Origin of the sequence: Microbacterium sp. KR10-403 (genome assembly GCF_040196215.1) — a bacterium.
GTDB lineage: Bacteria > Actinomycetota > Actinomycetes > Actinomycetales > Microbacteriaceae > Microbacterium.
Map to the genome: position 1 here is coordinate 638091 of NZ_JBEGDC010000001.1, position 18861 is coordinate 656951.

17 protein-coding genes and 3 tRNA genes are annotated in these 18861 nt (G+C 70.1%); 14 read left to right on the forward strand and 6 right to left on the reverse strand.

Going from position 1 to position 18861, the window contains the following annotated elements; translation table 11 throughout:
• Positions 1–56 precede the first annotated feature (56 nt).
• On the reverse strand, positions 57–1817 hold the full coding sequence (locus ABMQ42_RS03080; RefSeq protein WP_349721314.1) for a DUF4012 domain-containing protein: 1761 nt from the start codon (positions 1815–1817) through the stop codon (positions 57–59).
• 1043 nt (positions 1818–2860) lie between these two features.
• On the opposite strand from ABMQ42_RS03080, the gene ABMQ42_RS03085 reads away from it, so the two are divergent.
• Complete coding sequence (locus ABMQ42_RS03085; RefSeq protein ID WP_349721316.1) at positions 2861–3838, forward strand: DUF2690 domain-containing protein; 978 nt, start codon at positions 2861–2863, stop codon at positions 3836–3838.
• Positions 3839–3842: 4 nt separating this feature from the next.
• Here ABMQ42_RS03085 and ABMQ42_RS03090 read toward each other — a convergent pair whose 3' ends face one another.
• From ABMQ42_RS03090 to ABMQ42_RS03105, 4 genes are all read right to left on the reverse strand, one after another.
• Positions 3843–4361 (reverse strand): AAA family ATPase, encoded by a 519-nt coding sequence (locus ABMQ42_RS03090; RefSeq protein WP_349721318.1) that lies wholly within the window; start codon positions 4359–4361, stop codon positions 3843–3845.
• Between the two features lie 386 nt (positions 4362–4747).
• Positions 4748–4820: transfer RNA gene (locus ABMQ42_RS03095), tRNA-Phe, on the reverse strand.
• Between the two features lie 60 nt (positions 4821–4880).
• Positions 4881–4954, reverse strand: a tRNA-Asp gene (locus ABMQ42_RS03100).
• Positions 4955–4980: 26 nt separating this feature from the next.
• Positions 4981–5053: transfer RNA gene (locus ABMQ42_RS03105), tRNA-Glu, on the reverse strand.
• A gap of 848 nt (positions 5054–5901) precedes the next feature.
• Between ABMQ42_RS03105 and ABMQ42_RS03110 the strand changes: the two genes are divergently transcribed.
• Positions 5902–7200, forward strand: a complete 1299-nt coding sequence (locus ABMQ42_RS03110; RefSeq protein ID WP_502884587.1) for a peptidoglycan DD-metalloendopeptidase family protein — start codon at positions 5902–5904, stop codon at positions 7198–7200.
• Positions 7201–7261: 61 nt separating this feature from the next.
• Here ABMQ42_RS03110 and ABMQ42_RS03115 read toward each other — a convergent pair whose 3' ends face one another.
• Positions 7262–7747, reverse strand: coding sequence for an inorganic diphosphatase (locus tag ABMQ42_RS03115; RefSeq protein WP_349721322.1), 486 nt, complete (start codon positions 7745–7747; stop codon positions 7262–7264).
• Positions 7748–7882: 135 nt separating this feature from the next.
• On the opposite strand from ABMQ42_RS03115, the gene tilS reads away from it, so the two are divergent.
• From tilS to ABMQ42_RS03175, 12 genes are all read left to right on the forward strand, one after another.
• Entirely contained in the window at positions 7883–8872 is a 990-nt protein-coding gene (gene tilS, locus ABMQ42_RS03120) for a tRNA lysidine(34) synthetase TilS (protein WP_349721324.1), read from the forward strand.
• Between the two features lie 23 nt (positions 8873–8895).
• The gene (hpt, locus tag ABMQ42_RS03125; protein ID WP_349721326.1) at positions 8896–9447 is read left to right on the forward strand and encodes a hypoxanthine phosphoribosyltransferase; all 552 of its coding nucleotides are present in this window, start codon (positions 8896–8898) and stop codon (positions 9445–9447) included.
• A 446-nt stretch (positions 9448–9893) separates the two neighbouring features.
• On the forward strand, positions 9894–11891 hold the full coding sequence (gene ftsH / locus ABMQ42_RS03130; RefSeq protein ID WP_349721328.1) for an ATP-dependent zinc metalloprotease FtsH: 1998 nt from the start codon (positions 9894–9896) through the stop codon (positions 11889–11891).
• Positions 11892–11901: 10 nt separating this feature from the next.
• Entirely contained in the window at positions 11902–12492 is a 591-nt protein-coding gene (folE, locus tag ABMQ42_RS03135; protein WP_349721329.1) for a GTP cyclohydrolase I, read from the forward strand.
• Complete coding sequence (folP, locus tag ABMQ42_RS03140) at positions 12489–13292, forward strand: dihydropteroate synthase (protein ID WP_349721330.1); 804 nt, start codon at positions 12489–12491, stop codon at positions 13290–13292. The genes folE and folP overlap by 4 nt, the downstream gene beginning before the upstream one ends.
• Entirely contained in the window at positions 13292–13663 is a 372-nt protein-coding gene (gene folB, locus ABMQ42_RS03145; RefSeq protein ID WP_349721332.1) for a dihydroneopterin aldolase, read from the forward strand. The genes folP and folB overlap by 1 nt, the downstream gene beginning before the upstream one ends.
• Positions 13660–14172: a 2-amino-4-hydroxy-6-hydroxymethyldihydropteridine diphosphokinase gene (folK, locus tag ABMQ42_RS03150; RefSeq protein ID WP_349721334.1), complete on the forward strand. Its 513-nt coding sequence runs from the start codon at positions 13660–13662 to the stop codon at positions 14170–14172. The genes folB and folK overlap by 4 nt, the downstream gene beginning before the upstream one ends.
• Positions 14169–14696, forward strand: a complete 528-nt coding sequence (locus tag ABMQ42_RS03155; RefSeq protein ID WP_349721335.1) for a DUF3180 domain-containing protein — start codon at positions 14169–14171, stop codon at positions 14694–14696. Before folK ends, ABMQ42_RS03155 begins: the two co-directional genes overlap by 4 nt.
• 205 nt (positions 14697–14901) lie before the next feature.
• Complete coding sequence (locus tag ABMQ42_RS03160) at positions 14902–15402, forward strand: PH domain-containing protein (RefSeq protein WP_349721514.1); 501 nt, start codon at positions 14902–14904, stop codon at positions 15400–15402.
• Positions 15399–17354, forward strand: coding sequence for a PH domain-containing protein (locus ABMQ42_RS03165; protein WP_349721336.1), 1956 nt, complete (start codon positions 15399–15401; stop codon positions 17352–17354). The genes ABMQ42_RS03160 and ABMQ42_RS03165 overlap by 4 nt, the downstream gene beginning before the upstream one ends.
• Positions 17351–18049: a DUF2520 domain-containing protein gene (locus ABMQ42_RS03170; protein ID WP_349721337.1), complete on the forward strand. Its 699-nt coding sequence runs from the start codon at positions 17351–17353 to the stop codon at positions 18047–18049. Before ABMQ42_RS03165 ends, ABMQ42_RS03170 begins: the two co-directional genes overlap by 4 nt.
• Positions 18050–18269: 220 nt before the next feature.
• On the forward strand, positions 18270–18713 hold the full coding sequence (locus ABMQ42_RS03175; protein WP_349721339.1) for a hypothetical protein: 444 nt from the start codon (positions 18270–18272) through the stop codon (positions 18711–18713).
• Positions 18714–18861 lie beyond the last annotated feature (148 nt).

An 18861-nucleotide genomic window follows, 5' to 3' on the forward strand; every position in this document is an offset into this window, starting at 1 on the left:
GCCACCCTACACTCTGCTGGGCATACAGCCAAGGGGTTATCGGCAGCGGAGATCGGTCACTGACACTTCGGTGAGTCCCTGGCGATCTCGGGGCTCTGCATCATCGGTGTGTGGACGATCACGGGCCTGACGTCTCCGGTCGCACCGGCGATGAAACGGAACTCCACCGACTTCGCCTCGCCGGGCTTGAGGAGTACCGTCGCGGTCGTCGTGGGGAAACCCGCCTCGACAACGGCGGGGGCATGGATCGTCTTTCCGTCTGCGGTTACCGCGGCGACTGAGCCGTTTGCCGGGGCGGAAACTACGACTATCGTCCGGATCTGACCGGGCGGTGTTCCATGGACGCCACCGCCCGTCACCCATCCGGAGTATCGGGTCGCGGCGTCTGCGGGCGCGTTGTTCTTGAGAGTGACGGTGATTGTGACGTCTTGGTGGCCATCGGATCGGCATAGGACGCTGCCGGTCGTGATCGTGGTCGCGAGGAATCGGTCCATCTTGCTGCCGGTCGCATCACTGAGATATACCGCGTACGCATGCTTGCCGGCCGCCCGGTGTCGTGCGGCTGGGCCGCCGAGCATGCCGGCTCCTAGAACCGCCTCCTCATCTTGTGCCCTGCTCCACGCGGAGATCCGGCCCTGAGCGAGCGGTGTCTGCAGAGCCGTGACGAACGCAGCAGGATTCTCAGCGGCGCCTGTCGCCTTGGCGAAGACGGCCTTGGCGATCTTCGTGAAGTAGGCGTCCTGTTGTTCAGCGTCCAGTGTGAGGTAGGGGGTGACCAAGATGTTCTTGACCGCGTTGTCGGCGGTGAGGGTGATGTTGCCGGCATCAATCGGGCCGGTGGCCTTGATAATCGCCCGCAGTACAAATGCGTCGATTGAAACGACGAGGTCGGGCTTTGTGCCGGCGTACTTGTGCCACCAAGCGGACACGAGCTCGGCAGTCACCGTGAAGTCGGCGGGGCTCGTCGTGTTCTGGATGTAGCGACCTACGACGTCTCCATAGAGAGTCGTGGTCGACTCGGGGACGTCGGCTATCGGCGTCTTCGTGGGCGGGAATGTGACATCGCTCGCGACTCTGTTCAGAGTGACACGACCGCTATCTGCTGTCAGATCGAGAAGCGAACCGTTGATGCCGCCCCCGGTGCGCAGCTCGGCGTTGTTCTGCACGATCATGAGAATGTGCCGCTTCTTGTCGGCGCCGAGCAGCCCCGGAGCGATCTTCGCGAACGGTGCGGTGTCGTGCACGATCGTCGCGGCCTGATCGTTGATCTTCTGCAGCTGCCGGGCGCCGTCGCCGACCGCGGGGATCGTCTCGTCGAGGTCGAGGGCGGCGAACTCGCGCGTGCCGGCCTGCAGCGCGGCATCCACCCCCTGCAGCGTCTTCGCGACCTTCTGCAGCGTGGCGACGTCGATTCCGCCCTTGCCGTCACCCAGGTGCGGCAGTTCGCTCATCAGGGGCAGCGCGAGGTCGTTGACCAGCACGTCGAGCTGCGACGACGAGACGCGCGCCGCGGCGAGGTTCGGGCCGAGCACGGGCACGACCTCGGTCGCGCGCCAGATCGGGTCGCCGGTCAGGGCATCGGCCCGCTGCACGTGCGGGGCCACCTCGTCGGCGACCTTGGCGAGCGTGCCGAGATCGCCGTCGCCGACGGCCTGCCGCAGCTCGTCGATGTGGGCGGTGACCTGGTCGATCTCGCTCTTGGCCATCAGGGCTCGCACGCCGACCCAGGCGAGGGCGGCGAGCACGACGACTATGGCCGCCGCCAGGCCGAGAACGAGCCAACGCGCGCGCACGCCACGGACCACCGGACTCCCCATTCCCACTCCCGGCGCGACCCCACTCGCTCTGCGGAAGTGAGTTCGAAGTCTATCGGCGCACTCGACCGGAGGCCACTCTGCGAAGGCGGCAGAGTGCGTTCGCTGAGTGTTTACCCAGCATCTTGGCTTGTCCCCCAAATGGGGGACAAGCTTCACGCTAGAGTGACAGCGGCAGTGACTGGGGATCTGCCGCAGAAGACGCCTGGAACGGGTTCGACTGGGGAGTCCGGTTCACGGCGTCTTCAACACGTCCGCTTGAATCCCGATCGAGTGCGAAGGCGTGGGTGCCGCGGAGACTGCTTCGCACAGAGGGCGCGGCACCCACTCGTCACGAGACGTTACGCGCGGGGCCGTCTGGGGAACGGCACACAGACCGAGCTGGGGACTCGATGCGCGACGACTTGCGACTGTATACAGGTTAGTTGCACAAGGCTTGCGCGGTGTGGCCATCGGCGCGCGTGTGCCGTGCTCATATGAGGCGTGTGGGCGCCGAGTCCTTTCTCGGCTACAGTGATGGAGCACACGTACTGGGGACGTGCAGCGAAGGATCTGCGACGAAGAGCAACTGGGGAGTTGGGCTGTCGCACCTTCACCGATCGACCCGAGGCGACGCGATGTCGCGGGTGCCGCGGAAGCTCGATCGAACAGCCGATGCGGTGCCCGCGCGGCATCGCCGTCGATGTGTGCGACGCGTCGTCCCTCCCGGATGCGCCGCGGTGCACGGCTTCGGTCGTGCACCCGGCGCAGACAGGGGCCCGGCCCGGCGATCGCCGCGGCCCGGGCCCCTCCCCCCCCGGAGTCAGGAACGGCCCGCCCCGCCCCAGCCGGGTGCGACCGTCCCACAGGACATCGAAGCAGCAGAGTGCGACATTCGCGGTCCGGAAACATCCGGACGGGAATCTCCGGAAAACTCGTACCGGTCCTCACGGGGTGGGGATGCCGCGGGGCGATGTTGTGGTGCTGTGGTATGAATTGACCGCGCTCGAGGATGAGCGCGTTCTCATGATCTCAGGCAGGTTCTTTCCGACAGGAGCCCCGCAACGATGGCACGTGACGTGGACACCGACTCGCCCTCTGACTCGATCGGGCGGTTCGCCGCCGATCTGCGTGCGTTGCGGTTGGATGCCGAGAGCCCGACCCTCGCACGGCTGCAGAACGATGCGGGCATCTCCAAGAGCGTGCTGTCAGAGGCCTTCGCGGGGCGGCAGCTGCCGTCGGCCCGCACGGTCGACCGCCTCGTGCGGGCGCTCGGCGCGGACGCGCCCGCGTGGGTGCGGCGGCGGGATGAGCTTGCCCGCGCGGGAGCTGCTGCTGCGGGTGCTGAGGGTGCTGTCGGTTCGGGGAGCGCGGGTTCTGCGGGTGCGGGTTCGGGCGGCGCGGGGACTGCGGGCGCAGGGGACGGGGCGGATGCGGCATCCCTCGTTCTCAACGGACAAGATGCGGTCGCGGCATCCACCCCCACTTTCGTCGCGCCGGTCGGCACGATGCGCCGGCGGACGGCCTTTCTGCTGATTGCGGCGGCGTTCGTGGTGGGCATCCTGGTCGCGGGCGGTGTCAGTCTGGGCGTCAGTGCGACGGCGGTGTCGCAGGCGCGCGCCGACGGGGCCGCGGCCGCACGGCACGAGCTCACCGATTCGCCGGTCAACCCGCGCGCGCAGATCAACGTGCACAACGGCGTCGACCCTGCGATGACGCCGTGTGTGAACGACGCCGAGGTCGCGACGTCGGCGTCGCGCGCGCACAACACGCTGATCGAGATCATCTGGTCGAACAAGTGCTACGCAGGCTGGGCGCGCATCACGCGTTACGACGAGAAGTTCTCGGGCAACTCGATGACGGTCGCGATCTATCCGGAGACGGCGGCGCAGGGCCCTGACCGGCAGAGCGCGACCGAGCCGAACGTCGAGAGCGCGTACACGACGCTCGTGGTGCGCCCGACGCCGCAGACGCGGCTGTGTGCGGTCGGCGTGATCACCCTCGACGGCGAGAGCATCGACCTGGGCGAGCCGCTCTGCACCTGATGTTTCACGCCCCGAGGTCGCGCAGGATCATCGCGACGAGCTCGTCGGTCGTGACATCAGCGGTGACGCGCGTCTCGGCGAGGCGGGGGAGCGGCTGCCATCCGTCGTACCAGTCGCGCAGCTCGTCTTCGCCGAACTCGGCGCGCAGCGGTCGCGCCGCGTGCCGCCGGATCGTCTCGTCGAGCGGGACGTCGAACGCGTAGACGCGGTTGATGCCGGCATGGTCGCTCGCAAGGTCTTCTAGCGCGTCGGCGTAGTCGCGCAGGGTGAAGATCCCGTCGAGGATGACGTCGTACCCGCGACCGAGCGCCTGGCGGGCGGTCGCGATGATGATCGCCGCCGCATCGGCTGAGCGCTCGATCTTGTCGTCGCCGTGCAACAGCTCGCGGCGGAAGTAATCCTGGTGGATCAGCGCCGTCTTCGGCCCGAGCAGGGGCCGCAGGGCGAGTGCGGCGGTCGTCTTGCCCGACGCCGACGGCCCGCGCAGAACGATGAGACGAGTGGATGCTGCGCCGGTGGGCATCTGCCCATCTTGGCGCGGTGGGGCGCTCCGTGTCGGAGTGTGTCGTGGCGGGCGGGGCGTGGGCAGGGGCGGCGCGTCTATTCGCCCGCGATGCTTCGGTCGTCACGGATTGCCGTTTTTCGCGGATGAGTTGGTCATCTGCGAGGACTGAAGACCACGCCCGCTCGTTCGGTCGTCACGGATTACCGCTTTTCGTCGGTGAAGCCGTCATCTGTGACGACCGAACGGGCCGCGGCATCCATCGTCCGATTCAGCGTCGGCGTAGCGGCGAGTGCCGCCACGCCGATACGGTCGTAGCATCGTTCGCCGGCGAGAGGGCAAAGCAAAACCCCCGCCATGTAGAAGCTAGGCGAGGGTTTCTGGGGCCATTGTAATGATGGTCCGTGTGGCTCCGACGGGCGTCGATCCCGTGACCTCACGATTTTCAGTCGTGCGCTCTACCAACTGAGCTACAGAGCCGTGCGGCATACCTGCCGCATCTAAACGAAAGGCCCTTCGAAAAGGGCCCGTCGCTCGGAGCGACCCTGACGGGACTTGAACCCGCGACCTCCGCCGTGACAGGGCGGCACGCTAACCAGCTGCGCTACAGGGCCATACTTGTGAAATTGTATCGGAAGAGTGACCCCAACGGGATTCGAACCCGTGCTACCGCCGTGAAAGGGCGGCGTCCTAGGCCGCTAAACGATGGGGCCGGATGAATCCTCGCCCTCGCAGGCTTGGTCTCACGCTTGCCGACGCTCAAGCATAAGAGATTCCCGCGCGAATCGCCAATCCGACCGGGGAGTTCACGCGTCCCGGGCGTGTCCGGGCTATGGCGCCCGCGCGTGCGCTGGTTCAGCAGGCAGTTTCTGCGGGTGCGCGGCGTGCAGACCCGCAGAACGTGACGGCCGAAATCGGGGGCGTCGGTTCGGCAGTCAGCATCTGCAGCCCGAGCAAGGCGGGCCCCGCAGAAAGCGACTGCCGAACAGGAAGAGAGCGACGGCCGAACCGAAGGGGACGAGGGATGCCGCAGCCCGCGCCGCGGCGAAGCGTGGCGCGCAGCATCCTGAGCCGCGCCATCCCGAGCCGTGACCCAGCCCGCGACCCGCGGCATCCCGAACCGCGTCCGCCCGCCGACTCCGCATCCGCACCTAACCCACACGCCGCGACGGCCGATGGTGTGAAGCAGCCACCGAATAGGGGGGTGGTCGAACCCGGTGTGCTGCGGCATGCCATGCGCGTCGGCCGGCTGCGGTATCCCGAACCGCACCGGCCGATGCGATCACACAACGGGATCAAACGACCCGCGCCGTGCCTCCTTCTCTACGGGGAGGAACGCGCGCATGATGGGGTGTATCCGCGGTCGGCGTTAACACCCGAAGCTGTGAATGCTGTTGCAAATGTGAAAACTGTTGCTACCGTGGAAACGACTGTGCCGTAGCCCGACGCGCGCACAGGGGAGGGAAGCCGGGTGATCGACGACCGATCGACAGACTCCGAAGAGTGCGGGTGCGCACCTTCGGAGCGCGAACGTCGGGCGCTATGGCCTGACCTGAAGACCGTGACGCGGCGCAGTGCGCTGGCGATCGGCATCCTCGGCGTCGCCGCGGCCGGCGTGGTCGCAGCACCCCGCCTTCCGGCGGCGTTCGCCGCCGACTACCCCTCGTGGGACGACGTGCAGCGCGCCAAGGGCAACGAATCGGCGAAGTCGGCCGAGATCAGCAAGATCGAGACCCTGATCGCCAATCTGAAGGCGGCGGCAGCGGCTGCGCAGCAGAAGGCCGAAGCCGCCGGTGACGCGTACTTCCAGGCGCAGCAGGACTACCTCGACGCCGCGCGCCGCGCCGACGAGCTGCAGTCGCAGGCCGACAAACAGGCGAAGAAGGCCGACGAGGCCGCAGACAAGGCCGGTCAGGTCGCCGCCCAGCTCTACCGCTCCGGCGGCGACAACGCGTCGCTCGAGCTCTTCCTCTCCGGCTCGGCGAAGGGCGCCGACGACCTGCTCGCGCGCCTGGGCACGATGGACAAGCTGCTCGACGCCAACCAGAGCGTGTACGCCGAGGCCGTCTCGGCGCGCGACTCGGCACAGAGCCTCAGCGACCAGGCCAAGGCGCAGCGCGAAGAGCGTGACAAGCTGCAGAAGATCGCCGAGCAGAAGATGGTCGAGGCGCAGGATGCCGCGCAGGCCGCCCAGTCGGCGGTCGAGACGCAGGACGCCCACCTCGAAGACCTCGAGGCGCAGCTGGCCGCGCTCCACGACAAGACGAGCAAGACGGTCGCCGACTACAAGAAGGGCGTCGAGGTCCGTCGCCAGCAAGAGATCGCCCGCAAGAAGCGCGAGGCCGAGGCACGCCGCAAGGCGGCGGCGGCAGCGGCCGCGGCGGCCAAGCGGAACAACAGCTCATCCGGCGGGGGCTCCTCGAGCGGCGGCGGCGGGGGCGGCTCCGGCTGGGTGCGCCCCAACCACGGCTGGCAGAGCTCAGGCTACGGCTACCGCTCGGTGCAGTGCACGAGCGGCTACTGCTCGAGCAGCTTCCACGAGGGCGTCGACCTCGCCGACAGCTGCAGCAGTAACATCTACGCCGCGCACTCGGGCACCGTCGTGTATGCCGGCTACAACGGCGGCTACGGAAACTACGTGCGTATCGACCACGGCGGCGGCATCGCCACCGGCTACGGGCACATCCGCAACGGCGGCATCTTCGTCAACTACGGGCAGCACGTCAGCGCCGGTCAGGTGATCGCCAGCGAGGGCAACACCGGCAACTCCTTCGGCTGCCACCTGCACTTCGAGGTGTACGTGAACGGCCGCATCGTGAACCCGATTCCGTTCATGGCCGCGCGCGGAATCTCGGTCTGACTTCTTCCGCAACGAAACAGGGGGTGGATGCCGCGGCATCCACCCCCTGTTTCGTTCGGTGTCAGTGGCTCTCGAAGCGCGCGGCGGCCTCGTCGACCAGGCGCTCGGCCTCGGCCGCGCTCGCCCACTCGTCGACCTTGACCCACTTGCCCTCTTCGAGGTCCTTGTAGTGCTCGAAGAAGTGCGAGATCTCCTTCTTCGTGTGCTCGGGGATGTCGTCGACGTCCTGGATGTGGGCCCAGCGCGGGTCCTTCGCCAAAACCGCGACGACCTTGTCGTCGCCGCCGGCCTCATCGGTCATGTGCAGCACGCCGACCGGGCGCACGGTGACGTGCACGCCGGGGAACAGCGTCTGGTCGAGGAGGACCAGCACGTCGAGCGGGTCGCCGTCTTCGCCCAGCGTCTTGTCGAAGAAGCCGTAGTCGGCGGGGTAGCCGAACGACGTGAACAGGATGCGGTCGAGGTGGACGTTGCCGGTCTCGTGGTCGACCTCGTACTTCACGCGGCTGCCGCGCGGGATCTCGATGACGGCGTCGTACGCGCCCATGCTTGTGCTCCTTCGGTGACGGGAATTCCGCGGACCAGCCTAGTCGGGTGGCGTCCGCCCCGCGGCCGGTCGCTGTGCGAGCGCAGCGAGGCCGCTCAGGGACCAGTGTTCCGCGAACCCGGCTACGGTGAGACGGTGGAGCATCGCCCGAGCCTCGACCCCTCCGTCGCGCAGACGCGCTCGGCCGTACGGCAGGCGCTCGCCGAGATCCGGCCCGGCGCGGTCGTCGTCGCCCTCTCGGGCGGCGCCGATTCGCTCACCCTGGCCGCCGCGACCGCGTTCGAGGCGCCCAAGCGCGGCATGACGCTGATCAGCGCGACCGTCGACCACGGCCTGCAGGCAGGATCCGCCGAGGTCGCCGAGACCGCGGCCCGCCAGGCCGAAGAGCTCGGCTTCGACGCCCGCATCGAACGCGTCGATGTCGGCACGGACGGCGGGCCCGAGGCCGCGGCCCGCACGGCGCGCTACGCGGCGCTCGCGCGCGTGGCCCGCGAGGTCGACGCCGCGGCGGTGCTGGTCGCGCACACCCTCGACGACCAGGCCGAGACCGTGCTGCTGGGCCTTGCCCGCGGATCGGGTGCCGGCAGCCTGCAGGGGATGGCCGCGGCATCCACTCTCCAGGGTGTTCCGCTGCTGCGGCCGTTGCTCGCGCTGCGGCGCGAGACCACCCGCGCGGCCTGCGCGGCCCAGGGGCTCGAGCCGTGGGACGACCCGCAGAACGCCGACTCCTCTTATATGCGCGTGCGCGTGCGCGAGCGCGTGCTGCCGGTGCTCGAGGCCGAGCTCGGGCCGGGCATCGCCGAGGCGCTGGCCCGCACGGCGGAACAGGCGCGCGAAGACGCCGAGGCGTTCGCGGCGATGGTCGACGAGACGATCGAAGACATCGTGGAGCACGCCGAGGCCGGCATCTCGGTGTCGGTGCCGGCGCTGGCGGCGAATCCGGCGGCGCTGCGGCACCGGATCATCCGGCACGTGGTGGCCAGCGAGTTCGGGCAGAGCCTGACCCGCGCGCAGACGCTCGAGGTGGCCCGGCTCGTGACCGACTGGGCGGGACAGGGTCCTCTCGACCTGCCGGGATGCACGGCGCGCCGGGTCGGGACGCGGATCGTCTTCACCGCGCGCTGAGGCGCGATGCGTACACTCGACGTATGCGTGCGACGGACATCTCCGACCAGATCACGACCACCCTCGTCACCGAAGAGCAGATCCAGGAGAAGCTGCGCGAGATCGCAGCCCAGGTCGCTGCGGACTACGAAGGCAAAGACCTGCTGCTGGTGGGCGTTCTGAAGGGTGCCGTCATGGTGATGGCCGACTTCGCCCGGGCCCTGCCGTACGTCGTGCCGATGGACTGGATGGCCGTCTCGTCCTACGGCAGCGGCACGAAGTCGAGCGGTGTCGTGCAGATCCGCAAGGACCTCGACACCGACCTGCACGACCGGCACGTGCTCATCGTCGAGGACATCATCGACTCCGGACTGACGCTGAGCTGGCTGCTCGAGAACTTCGAGTCGCGCGGAGCGGCCTCGGTCGAGGTCTTCGCCCTGCTGCGCAAGCCCGACGCCGCGAAGGTCCACGTCGACTGCAGGTACATCGGCTTCGACATCCCGAACGAGTTCGTCATCGGATACGGGCTCGACTACGACGAGCGCTACCGCAACGTGCGCGACGTCGCCGTGCTCGCGCCGCACGTCTACAGCTGAGGTGGCTTCCGCGCCCGGGACGGCGGGTGCGCCCGGTGAGCCGCCGGTTCGCGCGGCAGTCGCGGGCCGCAGCATCCACTCGTCTTGTTCAACAGTCAGTTCTGACGTGTGCCGCGCTCGCGCGGTTGCAAATAGCGACTGCCGAACACGACGCGCGCCGCGCTCCCTGTGTTCGGCAGTCAGCTCTTACCGGTCGGATGCGCCGACGGTTGCAGAAGGTGACTGCTGAACACGAGGAGGCCACGCGGGATGCCGCGGGCCGGCGCCGGCGCCGCCGCCCAGTCCGTGCCCCGACGCCGGGCCGCTGGTGCCTCGTCGGCCCGCCGCGCCCGCGCTGTACGCCGTGGGCGAATGCACAGACCCGGCAAAGCCGTGCGCGATACCCTGAAGCGACAGTCCGCGAGAGGCGGACAGCGACGAAAGGGCTCGGAGGCCGTCTCCGCACCATGGACTTCAAGAAGATCACCCGCAACCCGCTGCTGTATGTCCTGCTGATCGGGGTTCTGCTGATCGTGGGCTTCTCGCTCATCTCCAGCCTCAGCGGCGCGAAGCAGATCACCACCCAGCAGGGCCTGACGCTGCTCAAGGGCGACACCGTCACCAAGGTCGTCAACACCGACGGCGACCAGCGCGTGGACATGACGCTGTCCGAGGCCTTCGAGGGCTCGACCGAGGTGCAGTTCTACTACGTCGAGGCGCGCGCCGACCAGGTCGTGCAGGCGATCGACTCCGCGACGCCCAAGGACGGGTTCAACGACGCCGTGCCGCAGACGACGTGGTTCGACAGCTTCCTCTCGCTGATGCTGCCCATGCTGCTGCTGGGCGTGCTGTTCTGGATCCTGCTGGCATCCGCCAACGGTGGCGGCGGCAAGGTCATGCAGTTCGGCAAGTCGCGCGCGAAACTCGTGTCGAAGGAATCGCCCACCGTCACGTTCGCCGATGTCGCCGGCGCCGACGAGGCGATCGAAGAGCTGCATGAGATCAAGGACTTCTTGAAGGACCCGGCCAAGTTCCAGGCCGTAGGCGCCCGCATTCCGAAGGGCGTGCTGCTGTACGGCCCTCCCGGAACCGGCAAGACCCTGCTCGCGCGCGCCGTCGCCGGCGAGGCGGGCGTGCCGTTCTACTCGATCTCGGGTTCGGACTTCGTCGAGATGTTCGTCGGCGTCGGCGCGAGCCGTGTGCGCGACCTGTTCAACCAGGCAAAGGAGAACTCGCCGTCGATCATCTTCATCGATGAGATCGATGCCGTCGGCCGCCACCGCGGCGCCGGCATGGGCGGCGGGCACGACGAGCGCGAGCAGACGCTGAACCAGATGCTCGTCGAGATGGACGGTTTCGACCCCAAGGTCAACGTCATCGTCATCGCGGCGACCAACCGCCCCGACATCCTCGACCCGGCGCTGCTGCGCCCGGGCCGCTTCGACCGCCAGATCGGCGTGGACGCCCCCGACATGCAGGGTCGCCTGAAGATCCTGCAGGTGCACGGCCGCGGCAAGCCGCTCGCCGACGGCGTCGACCTCGAGGTCGTCGCCCGCAAGACGCCCGGCTTCACCGGCGCCGACCTGGCCAACGTCCTGAACGAGGCGGCCCTGCTGACCGCCCGCTCGAACGCGCAGCTGATCGACAACCGTGCGCTCGACGAGGCCATCGACCGCGTGATCGCGGGCCCTCAGCGCCGCACCCGCGTGATGAAGGACAAGGAGAAGCTCATCACCGCGTACCACGAGGGCGGCCACGCCCTCACCGCCGCGGCGCTGAACCACTCCGACCCGGTCACGAAGATCACGATCCTGCCCCGCGGCAAGGCCCTCGGCTACACGATGGTGATGCCGCTCGAAGACAAGTACTCGATCACCCGCAACGAGTTGCAGGACCAGCTCGCCTGGGCGATGGGCGGCCGCGTCGCCGAGGAGATCGTGTTCCACGACCCCACCAGCGGCGCCGCGAACGACATCGAGAAGGCCACCGACATCGCCCGCAAGATGGTCACCGAGTACGGCATGACCAGCGCGATCGGCCCGGTCAAGCTCGGCCAGTCGTCGGGCGAGGTGTTCATGGGCCGCGACATGGGTCACGGCCGCGACTTCTCCGACTCGCTCGCCGAGGCCGTCGACGAGCAGATGCGCGATCTGCTCGAGCAGGCGCACAACGAGGCCTACGAGGTGCTCAACGCCAACCGCGACATCCTCGACAAGCTGGCCCTCGCGCTGCTCGAGAAGGAGACGCTCGACCACACCGAGATCGCCGAGATCTTCACCGACGTGAAGAAGCTGCCCGAGCGCCCGCAGTGGCTCTCCAGCGATGAGCGCCCGGTGTCGGCGCTGCCTCCGGTCGAGATGCCGCGCCGCGGTGATGTCGGGGTCGCGGCATCCGTCGAGTCCGAGACCGCCGAGAAGGCGCACCGCCGCCGCCCGAGCCTGCCGCCCCGCCCCGCGACGGCCTAGGAGCGCGTCCATGGCCGTGGACCGTGAGCGCGTCCGCACGCTCGTGCGGGAGCTTCTCGTCGCCATCGGCGAAGAGCCCGAACGGCCGGGTCTGCGGCAGACGCCGCAGCGGGTGGCCGACGCGTACGCCGACTTCTTCTCGGGAGTGGGGGAGGATGCCGCAGCCCCCCTCGCACGCACGATCTCGGTGTCACACGGGCCGGCGCCCGACACCGTACCTTCCGGCGCGGTGATGCTGCGCGACATCCGCTTCCGCTCCATGTGCGAGCACCACCTGCTGCCGTTCGCGGGCCGTGCGCACATCGCGTACCTGCCCGGCGAGCAGGTGGTCGGGCTGGGCGCGCTGCCGAAGGTCGTCGACGTGCTCGCTGCACGCCCGCAGGTGCAGGAGCGGCTGGGCGAGCAGATCGCCGACACCATCGCCGGCGCGCTCGACTGCCGCGGCGTTCTGGTCGTGCTCGACGCCATGCACCAGTGCGTGACGATGCGCGGCGGCAAGCAGACCGACGCGTCGACCGTCACGATCGCCGCGCGCGGCGAATACACCGAGCCGGCCGCCCGCGCCGAGATCATCGCCCTGATCGGCAAGGAGAGCGCATGACCGTCATCATGGGTGCTGTGAACGTCACGCCCGACTCGTTCAGCGACGGCGGACGCTACCTGCAGACCGACGCGGCCATCGAGCACGGGCTGGCACTGCGTGCCGACGGCGCCGACATCCTCGACATCGGCGGAGAGTCCACGCGCCCCGGCGCCGCCCGCATCGACCCGTCCGAAGAGCAGCGGCGCGTGCTGCCGGTGATCCGCGAGCTGGCCGCCGCAGGCGCCGTGATCAGCGTCGACACCATGCACGCCTCCACGGCCGCCGCATCGGTCGAAGCCGGGGCATCCATCATCAACGACGTCGCCGGCGGACTCGCCGACCCCGACATGCTGCGGGTCGCGGCCGACCTCGAGGCCGAGATCATCATCAGCCACTGGCGCGGGCACTCCGACGACATGTATGCGCAGGCGGTGTACGACGACGTGGCGAAGGATGTCGCGAGCGAGCTCGTCGACCGGATCGACGCGGCGGCCGCCGCGGGCATCCCACCGGCGCGGATCATCCTCGACCCGGGCATCGGCTTCGCCAAGCGCGGGGCGCAGAACTGGGAGATGCTGCGCGGCCTGGACGCCCTGGTCGGCCTCGGTCCGCGCGTGCTGATCGGCACGAGCCGCAAGCGATTCCTCGCCGACCTGCTCGAGGAGGGTGACGCCGGCGAAGCGACCGAGCGCCGCCGCGACCTGGCGACCGCGGTGGCCAGCGTGCTCGGCGCGCAGGCCGGGGTCTGGGGCGTGCGCGTGCACGATGTGGCGGCGACCCGCGACGCGCTGCGGGTGTGGGAGGCCTGGAGGGGTTGATGACCGACGCACTCGACGAGATCACGCTGCACGGGCTGCGGGCCTTCGGGTATCACGGGGTCTTTCCGCACGAGCGGCGTGAGGGGCAGATCTTCGTGGTCGACGTGACGCTGCGCACCGATACGCGGGCGGCCGCGGCATCCGACGATCTTCTCGACACCGTGCACTACGGGGAGGTCGCCGAAGCGGTCACCTCTCTCGTCACGGGCGAACCCGTCGACCTCATCGAGACGCTCGCCGCACGCATCGCCGACGCACTGCTGGGCTTCGCCGGCGTGCACGAGGTCGTCGTCACCGTGCACAAGCCCGACGCCCCGATCACCGTGCCGTTCGACGACGTGACGCTGACCATCACCCGGAGGCGCGCATGAACCGCCGCCTCGCCCAGGGGTTCACGCCGCATCCGATCGGGACGCCGGTGGTGATCGCGCTGGGTGCGAACCTCGGTGACCGCGAGGCCACGTTGCGGGCGGCCGTCGACGAGCTGCGCGCGCTGCCGCTCACCGCCGACGTGCGTGTGGCCGCGCCGATCGAGTCGATCGCAGTCAAGCCGGAGGGGGTGGATGCCGCGGCCCCCCGCTATCTCAACACGGTGGCCACGCTCACGACCCGTCTCGCGCCCCGTGTGCTGCTGGACGCCCTGCACGACATCGAGAACCGGCACGGACGCGTGCGCACCGAGCGCTGGGGCGACCGCACGCTCGACCTCGACATCATCGCCTACGGGGACGTGCGCAGCGCCGACCCCGATCTGACCCTGCCGCACCCGCGGGCGGCCGAACGCGCCTTCGTGCTCGACCCCTGGCTCGCGCTCGATCCCGACGCCGAACTGCCGGGGCTCGGCCCCGTGTCGGTGCTGCGCGAGAGGCTGGGTGCATGAAGCGCACGGGGCCTGCATCGCTCATCGTCGCCGCCGTCCTCGGCGCGGGCGCCGGCTACCTGTTCGACCAGCTGCTGACCTCGGCGGGGCGGCCGACGTTCACCCCGCAGCTGTCGCTGCCGGTGCTGCTGCTGGCGCTCGGCGTGATCGTCGTGCTGCTGGCGTTGCCGATCCGCCGGGCGACGCAGGGCACGGCCGACGCGCCGGTCAACCCGTTCCATGCCGTGCGCATCGCGATGCTCGCGAAGGCGTCGAGCCTGGTGGGCGCCGTTTTCACCGGGGTCTCGGTGGGGCTCATCCTGTTTCTTCTGACCCGTCCCGCTGAGCCCTCGGTAGGCTCGTTGAGCGCGCTGATCGGCACCGCGGTCTGTGCGGTGCTGCTGCTGGTGGGCGGCCTGATCGCCGAGCATCTGTGCACGATCCGGAAGGACGACGATGACAAGCATCCCGGAGCCGGGAACGGGGCCGGAGGAGCCGGCGACGCCGACGCCGACGACGCCGACGGGCACTACGCCGCCCACTGAGGGGGTCGGCGCGCCCGCGGGGGCCGCGGCCGAGCCCGCCGTTGGCGGGGGCGGCGCTGCGGGCGCCGAGCCGGGAGCCGCCGAGGCAGCCGAGCCGGGAGCCGAGGCCGCCGAGCCGGGAGCCGAGGCCGCCGAGTCGGGAGCCGAGGCCGCCGAGTCGGAGGACGCGGAACGCGCCGTCCTCGACGCGAAGACGTTCGACCACGTGCTCGAGCCGCGCAGCGAGAACCGCCTGCCGCTCGGCGACGGCACCTGGCATCAGCTCGCGCGCGCCTATGTGTGGGTGCGGCTCATCTCGCTGACCGCCCTGTTCGTCGTGGTGCTGGCCGCCGCGGCGATCATCACGGCGCTCAGCGGCGAGACCTGGCTGTGGATCCCTGCGGGTCTGGTCGCGCTGGGCGCTGCGTGGACGGCCGCCATCACGCCCCGGCAGGCGCGCTCGTTCGGCTACCAGCTGCGCGCCGACGACCTCGTGTTCCGCCGCGGGATCCTCTGGCAGCGGACGGTCGCGGTGCCCTACGGGCGCATGCAGCTCGTCGACATCACGCACGGGCCGCTCGACCGGGCGTTCGGCATCGCCCAACTGAAGCTCGTGACGGCCGCGGCATCCACCGGCGTCTCCATCCCCGGACTCACCCAGGAGGCGGCCGAGAGTCTGCGCGACACCCTCGTGACCGTCGCCGAGAGCCGCAGGACGGGGCTGTGACCGACCCCGTCGTGCCGCCGCAACCGCCCGGCGAACCGGCGTCGGTCGGCCACACGCCGCCAGTCGGACCGACCCCGCCGGCCGGTGCGACGTCGCCCGCCGGTGCGCTGCCGCCAGCCGGCCAGACGTCGCCCGCCGGTGCCGGGGTGCCGCGCCCCGACACGCGCTCGCCGCTGTCGGACGGCGAATGGCACCGGATGCATCCGCTGACGCCGCTGTTCCGCGGCGGGCTCGCCCTGGTGATCGTCGCGGGTCTGGTCATCTCGAACCTGCGCGAGCGCATCATCGACTTCTTCCTGCGGGCGGCGGTGCCCGAGGGGCCCGAGTTCGAGGGCGACACCGGCGACCCGGTCGACTTCGTGCTGCGCCACGGGCTCGTGCCGCTCGCGCTGCTGGCCGTGCTCGTCGTCGTGATCGTGCTCGTCGGCCTGTTCTATCTGGCGTGGCGGTTCCATTCGTTCCGCATCACCGGTGAGGACGTCGAGGTGCGGCAGGGCGTGCTGTTCCGCAGCCACCGGCGCTCGCCGATCGACCGCGTGCAGGGCGTCAACCTCACCCGCCCGATGCTCGCGCGACTGTGCGGCATGGCGAAGCTCGAGGTCGTGGGCGCCGGCACCGACGCCAACGTCAAGCTCGAGTACCTGTCGACGTCGAACGCCGAGGCCGTGCGCGCCGACATCCTGCGGCTCGCATCCGGGCGGCGCCTGGCCGAGCAGCAGGCACGCGGAGTCGCACCTGCATCGAAGACCCAGGCTGCGGCATCCATCGTCACCGACGCACTCACCGGACTCGTCCTGGGTGCCGAAGAACCCGTCGCCGAGCCGGCGTCGGTCGTGCACATCCCCGCGGTGCGGCTGATCCTGTCGCGGATCTTCAGCGGCCGGCTGATCACCCTGCTGGTGCTCGTGGCGGCCGCGATCGTCGGTGCGATCGTCGGCACGCCGTGGATCCTGTTCACGATCGTGCCGATCTTCCTCGGCTTCGGGGCGGTGTTCGTGCGGTCGCTGACGAAGTCGCTGCGCTATGCGATCGCGCCCACACCCGACGGCGTGCGCATCACGTACGGGCTGTTCACGACCGTGACCGAGACGCTGCCGCCCGGGCGCATCCACGCGATCGAGGTGCGCCAGCCGCTGATGTGGCGTCCGGCCGGCTGGTGGTCGATCACCGTGAACCGCATGACCGGCAAGCGGGCCGACCAGAACGGCAACGATCAGTTCGCCGAGGTGCTGCCGGTCGGCGACCGGCGCGACGTCGAGCGCGTGCTGCGGCTGCTCATGCCCGGGATGCCCGAGGCCGAGTGGCCGCTCGTGTTCGAGCACGGCATCCTCGGCCCGCAGCCCGACGACCCGTACACGAACACGCCCCGGCGCGCGCGGATCCTGCATCTGCTCTCATGGCGGCGCAACGGGTTCGAGCTGACGCCGGCGGCGCTGTTCTTCCGCCGCGGGGTGATCCGGCGCACGCTCGGGATCTTCCCGCTCGCGCGCCTGCAGAGCGTGGGCATGCACCAGGGGCCGCTCGCCCGTGCGCTCGGCGTCGCGTCGGTGCATGCGCACACGATCCCGGGACGCGTGTCGGGCGAGCTTCACGGCGTGGATCGGGATGCCGCGGTGCGCCTGTTCGCGGACGCCGAGGCCGCCGCGGTCGTGGCCGGTACGAGCGATCACAGCCACCGCTGGGGCGTCGAGGTCGTCGACGTGGCCGAGCCGGGGCCGGATGCTGCGGCCGAAGCTCGCGAGGTCGCGCCGGATCTCGCGAGGTCGCACGATTTCTCGCGAGGTCGCACGGAATCTCGCGAGGTCGCGCCGGACGCAGAGGGCACCGCGGTGGATGCCGCAGACGATGCCGCACGCGCCGAGCCCGAGACCGGGGTGGATGCTGCGTCCGAAGCTCCGCGCGAAGCGCCCGGGCCGGCGGCATCCCGCACCGACGACGGGGAGGACGCATGAGCCGCGACGGACGCCTGGGCGTCGGCGTCATCGGTGCCGGACGCGTCGGGCCCGTGATCGGTGCCGCGCTCGCCGGTGCCGGGCACGCGGTGGTCGGGATCACCCACGGATCCGACGACGACCGCGTCGAGTCGGTGCTGCCGGGGGCGCCGTTCCTCGACCCGCCCGAGGTCGTGCGCCGCGCCGAGCTCGTCGTCCTCGCGGTTCCGCACGACGAGCTGCCGGGACTCGTGGCCGGGCTCGCCGAGGTGGGCGCGTGGCAGATGGGGCAGCTCGTGGTGCACACCGACCCGGGGTACGGGCTCGAGGTGCTGGTGCCGGCTGCGGGGCGCGGAGCGATTCCGCTGGCGATCCATCCCGCGATCACGTTCACCGGAACCTCGATGGACCTGCGCCGTCTCACCGACGCGTACGCCGCCGTCACGGCGCCGGCCGCAGTGCTGCCGATCGCGCAGGCGCTGGCCGTCGAGCTCGGCTGCGAGCCCGTCGTCGTCGATGACGCCGACCGTCCCGCCTATGCGGAAGGCATCGCCACGGCGACGGAGTTCTCGCGCTCGATCGTGCGGCAGGCGTCCGGGCTGCTCGCGGCGGCCGGAGTGGAGAATCCGCGGGCTTTCCTCTCGGTGATCGTGCACTCGGCCGTCGACGAGGCGCTCGCCGACCCGGGCGAGCCGGCGGACTCGTCAGGCCCCTGAGCGTCTCGCCGCGTTCGTTCAGCGTCCTGGCGGATGCCGCGGCCCGCGGCATCCGCCCCGTCCGTTCGGCAGTCGGTATCTGCAAGCGCTCGCGCCGATCGCCTGCAGATGCTGACTGCTGAACAGGTGGGGAGAGCCACCGGTCGAATGACGGCGTGCCGAGTGGATGCCGCAGACCGCCCGCCCGGTACCGTGTGCAGGTATCCACGAGGAGGCGCCGATGGCCTGGGGCAAGACGGAAGAGCAGAAGGAAGCCGAACGGCTGCAGCGCGAGGCCGCGCAGCGGCAGGCGGCGGCCGAGCAGGCGGCGGCCCAAGAGCAGCAGCGTCGCGCGGCGTATCTGGCGAGCCCGCTCGGACGCGCCGAGACGGCGTACGCCAACGGCGACGGCTTCTTCCAGTTCACGGACGTGACGGCCGCGCTCAACGGGCAGCCGTCGGGCTTCGGGTCGTCGAGCAACTCGATGCGGCACGGCGACGGCGGCGTCAGCCAGCTCGCCGCGATCGAGGCCGTCGGCTGGCACCTCGAGCACGTCGACCACGTGTTCGTCGAGACCGGGGCGACCTCGACGAACCGCGTGCTGGCGACCGGACAGGGAACGGTCACCGAGGGCGCGATCCACGCGTTCTACCTCTTCCGCCGCGCGGTGCCCGCGGGCGCGTAGCGCGGCGACCGGCCCTTCGTTTCGCTGCGCGCGCTCTGGGCCTAGTGAACGCAGCGGCCCGCGGCATCCACCCCGCCCCGTTCGGCAGTCAGCTTTTGCACGTCCTCGTGCCGATCGCCCGCAGAACGCGACTGCTGAACCGAGAGCT

Excerpts from the sequence above, each read along its gene's own strand:
- ABMQ42_RS03115 (WP_349721322.1), bottom strand. The coding sequence starts at position 7,747 with ATGGGCGCGTACGACGCCGTCATCGAGATCCCGCGCGGCAGCCGCGTG.
- folB (WP_349721332.1), top strand. The coding sequence starts at position 13,292 with ATGACCGACGCACTCGACGAGATCACGCTGCACGGGCTGCGGGCCTTC.
- ABMQ42_RS03170 (WP_349721337.1), top strand. The coding sequence starts at position 17,351 with ATGAGCCGCGACGGACGCCTGGGCGTCGGCGTCATCGGTGCCGGACGC.
- ftsH (WP_349721328.1), top strand. The coding sequence starts at position 9,894 with ATGGACTTCAAGAAGATCACCCGCAACCCGCTGCTGTATGTCCTGCTG.
- folE (WP_349721329.1), top strand. The coding sequence starts at position 11,902 with ATGGCCGTGGACCGTGAGCGCGTCCGCACGCTCGTGCGGGAGCTTCTC.
- ABMQ42_RS03080 (WP_349721314.1), bottom strand. The coding sequence starts at position 1,817 with ATGGGGAGTCCGGTGGTCCGTGGCGTGCGCGCGCGTTGGCTCGTTCTC.
- ABMQ42_RS03175 (WP_349721339.1), top strand. The coding sequence starts at position 18,270 with ATGGCCTGGGGCAAGACGGAAGAGCAGAAGGAAGCCGAACGGCTGCAG.
- ABMQ42_RS03090 (WP_349721318.1), bottom strand. The coding sequence starts at position 4,361 with ATGCCCACCGGCGCAGCATCCACTCGTCTCATCGTTCTGCGCGGGCCG.
- folP (WP_349721330.1), top strand. The coding sequence starts at position 12,489 with ATGACCGTCATCATGGGTGCTGTGAACGTCACGCCCGACTCGTTCAGC.
- hpt (WP_349721326.1), top strand. The coding sequence starts at position 8,896 with ATGCGTGCGACGGACATCTCCGACCAGATCACGACCACCCTCGTCACC.
- folK (WP_349721334.1), top strand. The coding sequence starts at position 13,660 with ATGAACCGCCGCCTCGCCCAGGGGTTCACGCCGCATCCGATCGGGACG.
- ABMQ42_RS03155 (WP_349721335.1), top strand. The coding sequence starts at position 14,169 with ATGAAGCGCACGGGGCCTGCATCGCTCATCGTCGCCGCCGTCCTCGGC.
- ABMQ42_RS03085 (WP_349721316.1), top strand. The coding sequence starts at position 2,861 with ATGGCACGTGACGTGGACACCGACTCGCCCTCTGACTCGATCGGGCGG.